The organism is Methylobacterium sp. CCH5-D2 (assembly GCF_001556475.1).
Lineage (GTDB): Bacteria > Pseudomonadota > Alphaproteobacteria > Rhizobiales > Beijerinckiaceae > Methylobacterium > Methylobacterium hispanicum.
In genome coordinates this window covers 1-3,297 of sequence record NZ_LSIX01000868.1, presented here as the reverse complement: position 1 = coordinate 3,297, position 3,297 = coordinate 1, and the positions used below count along the sequence as shown (strand labels likewise).

Annotated in this window: 3 protein-coding genes; 1 reads left to right on the top strand and 2 read right to left on the bottom strand. The window is 74.8% G+C overall.

The genetic code is table 11. The annotated features are described in order from the left end of the window. Positions 1-69: 69 nt before the first annotated feature. Positions 70-951, bottom strand: coding sequence for an alpha/beta hydrolase (locus AX737_RS23135; RefSeq protein ID WP_066925381.1), 882 nt, complete (start codon positions 949-951; stop codon positions 70-72). Between the two features lie 172 nt (positions 952-1,123). On the opposite strand from AX737_RS23135, the gene AX737_RS23130 reads away from it, so the two are divergent. Beyond that, positions 1,124-2,374, top strand: coding sequence for a nucleoside transporter C-terminal domain-containing protein (locus tag AX737_RS23130; RefSeq protein ID WP_066925378.1), 1,251 nt, complete (start codon positions 1,124-1,126; stop codon positions 2,372-2,374). Positions 2,375-2,455: 81 nt separating this feature from the next. On the opposite strand, the gene AX737_RS23125 is transcribed toward AX737_RS23130, so the two are convergent. Continuing rightward, positions 2,456-3,181 carry a di-trans,poly-cis-decaprenylcistransferase gene (locus AX737_RS23125; RefSeq protein WP_066925375.1) on the bottom strand — a complete coding sequence of 242 codons (726 nt, stop codon included), beginning with the start codon at positions 3,179-3,181 and terminating at the stop codon, positions 2,456-2,458. Between the last annotated feature and the right edge of the window lie 116 nt (positions 3,182-3,297).

Here is a 3,297-nt window from a genome sequence, read left to right as displayed (position 1 = left end):
GACGGCGCCCTCGCGAAGGAGCCCGCGTGTCCCCGCGCGGGATCCCGCGAACCGCCCGATCGTCGCGCCTCAAGGTCCGGCGTGGCGCTTCAGGAACGCGGCCGCCTCGTCCAGGGAGCGCCGCGCCTCCGGCACGAAGCTGTGCGCGAACTGCCAGACGTGGGGCACGACGGGGAAGACCTCGGCCCGGGCCTCGACGCCGGCGGCGCGGGCCTTCTCGGCCATCAGCACGGAATCGTCGCGCAGGATCTCGCGCTCACCCACGTGGAACAGCAGCGGCGGCAGGCCGGCGAGGTCGGCCCGCAGCGGCGAGACCGCCGGGTCGGCCGGGTCGGTGCCGCCGCCGAGATAGAGCGGCAGCAGCCGCGCGACCGAGACCGGATCGAACATCGCGTCTCGCCGGGCATTCGTGATGCGTGAGCCGTCCGTCTTGGCGAGGTCCGCCGCGGGGGAGAACAGGGCGGCGGCGCGCGGCATCGGCAGGCCGCGGTCGCGGGCGGCCAGGAGCACCAGGAGCGCGAGGTTGCCGCCCGCCGAGTCGCCCGCGATCACCGCCGGCCCCTCGGCCGCGAAGGCCGTCCAGGCCGCAAGCGCGTCCTCGAGCGGGGCCGGGAAGGGATGTTCCGGGGCGAGCCGGTAATCGGGCACGAAGAGCGTGAGGCCGCGCCGGGCCAGGCCGCCCGTGACCGGCCGATGGGTCTTGGCCGAGCAGGCCACGAATCCGCCCCCGTGCAGGTAGAGCAGCCGCGCCCCGTGGCCCGACGCCGGGCGCACCCACTCGCCCGGCACACCGCCGAGGCGGCCCGCCTCGTAGCGGACGCCCGGCGGGTCCGGAAAGGTGGCGCCGTTGAGCACGGCGCGGATCCGGCCGACGTCCTCCATCGCGCCGAGGCGGTTGCGGACGTTCCGCCGTACCATCCAGGCCCCGAGATGCGCGCGCAAGCTCGCCATGACGTCCGTCCCTTCGCCGCTCGGGAGATGGAGGGCGTTCTAGGACGCGCGGACGGCATATCCACCCGCCGATGCCCGAGAGCCGCGGAAAGGACCGCCGAGGCCCGGCCCGAGCTTTCCAAGACGGGCAGGACCGGCCAAGGTTCCGGCCGCCCGCTTCCCCGCGTTCCCGATGATCGATCGCCTGATCCACGCCGCCGCCAGCATCCTGCTCCTGCTCGGCATCGCCGTGCTGCTCTCGAGCAACCGGCGGGCCATCCGCCTCCGGGTGGTGCTCCCGGCGCTCGCGCTGCAGGTCGGGCTCGGCGCGCTGGTGCTGTTCGTGCCGGCGGGCCAGGCCGCGCTGGCGCTCGCGGCGGGCGTGGTGCAGGCGGTGCTGGCCTACGGCGACCGCGGCACCGCCTTCCTGTTCGGCGGCCTCGTCGAGCCGAGGATGTTCGAGCTGTTCGGCGGCTCCGGCTTCGTCCTGGCGCTGCGCGTGCTGCCGCAGATCCTCTACGTCTCGGCGCTCATCGGCGTGCTCTATCATCTCGGCGTGATGCAGCTGATGGCGCGCGGGCTCGGTGCGGGGCTCCGGCGTGTCCTCGGCACCTCGCCGATCGAGTCCTTCGCGGCGGTGATCACGGTCGCGATCGGCCAGAGCGAGATCGCCGTGGCGCTGCGGCCGTTCCTTGCGCTGCTCACGGGGGCCGAGCTCTTCGCCGTGATGACGAGCGGGGCCGCCTCGACGGCGGGCTCGATCCTGGCCGGCTACGCCGCGCTCGGCGTGCCGATGACCTACCTGCTCGCGGCCTCCGCGATGGCGATCCCGGGCGGCCTGCTCTATGCCAAGATCCTGATGCCCACGGTGGAGCCCACCCGCATCACCACGACCCGCGTCACCTTCGGCGAGCGGCGGGCCGCCAACCTGATCGAGGCCGCCGCGGACGGCACCCAGAAGGGGCTGGCGGTGGCGGTCTCGGTCGGCGCCATGCTGATCGCCTTCGTGGGCCTGATCGCCCTGGCGAACGGCCTGCTGGGCTGGCTCGGCGGTTTCGCGGGCTACCCGCAGATCTCGATCGAGGGCGTGCTGGGCGCCGTCCTCAGCCCCTTCGCCTGGCTGCTCGGCGTGCCCTGGAGCGAGGCCGCGCTCGTCGGCGGCGCGATCGGGCAGAAATTCGCCTTCAACGAGTTCCTGGCCTACGCCGACCTCTCGCCGACCCTGAAAGCCGGCCGGCTCGACCCGCGCAGCACCGCCATCGTCTGCTTCGCGCTCTGCGGCTTCGCCAACCTCGCCTCGATCGCCATCCAGCTCGCGAGCTTCGCGAGCCTCGTGCCCGAGCGGCGGCCCGAGCTGGCCCGCTACGGGCTGCGCGCCATCCTGGCCGGCAGCCTCTCGAACCTGACGAGCGCGGCGATCGCCGGCCTGTTCGTCGCCGGCTGACGCACGCCTGGGGCCGGCCCGCGCGCCGACGAGGGGGAGAGGGGAACCCCGCCTCCCCGGGCGATCGCGCGGCTGGCCGTCTCAGGCCGCGGCCGAGACCTTGGGCGGGTTGAGGCCGCCGTAGCGGCGATCGCGCCGGGCGAACTCGGCGACCGCCTCGGCGAGGTCGGGCCGCCCGAAATCCGGCCACATCCGGTCGGTGAAGTGCAGCTCGGCGTAGGCAGCCTCCCAGAGCAGGAAGTCCGAGAGCCGCTTCTCGCCGCCGGTGCGGATCAGGAGGTCCACGTCGACCGGCGAGCCGTGCATCTCGCCCGCCACCATGCGGCCGAAGGCCTCCCGGGAGGTCGCCGGGTCGGCAAGGCGCGCGGCGGCCGCGATGATCGCGTCGCGGGCCGAGTAATCGACCGCGATGCGCAGGTGGAGCCGCGTGCCGGCCGCGGTGGCGGCCTCGGCCGCCCCGATCGCCTCCGGGATGCCGTTCGGGAGGCGGTCGCGCCGGCCGATCACGCTGAGCCGGGTGCCGGTGCGGGCGAGGTGCGCGGTCTCGTTGCGCAGGTAGGAGCGCAGCAGCCGCATCAGCGCGCCGACCTCGTCGGCCGGGCGCTGCCAGTTGTCGCTGGAGAAGGCGTAGAGGGTCAGCGTGCCGATGCCGAGGTCGGGGCAGGCCTCGGCGGTGGCCCGGATCGCCTCGACCCCGCGGCGATGCCCGGCGAAGCGCGGCAGGCCGCGCGCCGTCGCCCAGCGCCCGTTGCCATCCATGATGATCGCCGCGTGCAGGCCGGGTCGCGGTTCGGCCGGGCTGGGCATCGTCGAGGTCTCCGGTCGTGAGGGGGGCGGCGTCGGGGCGGGCTGGTCCATCAGGCGGTCTTCAGGTCCGGGGCGGGCCCCGCGGCCTCGGCCGCGTCGCGCACCACCCGTTCCAG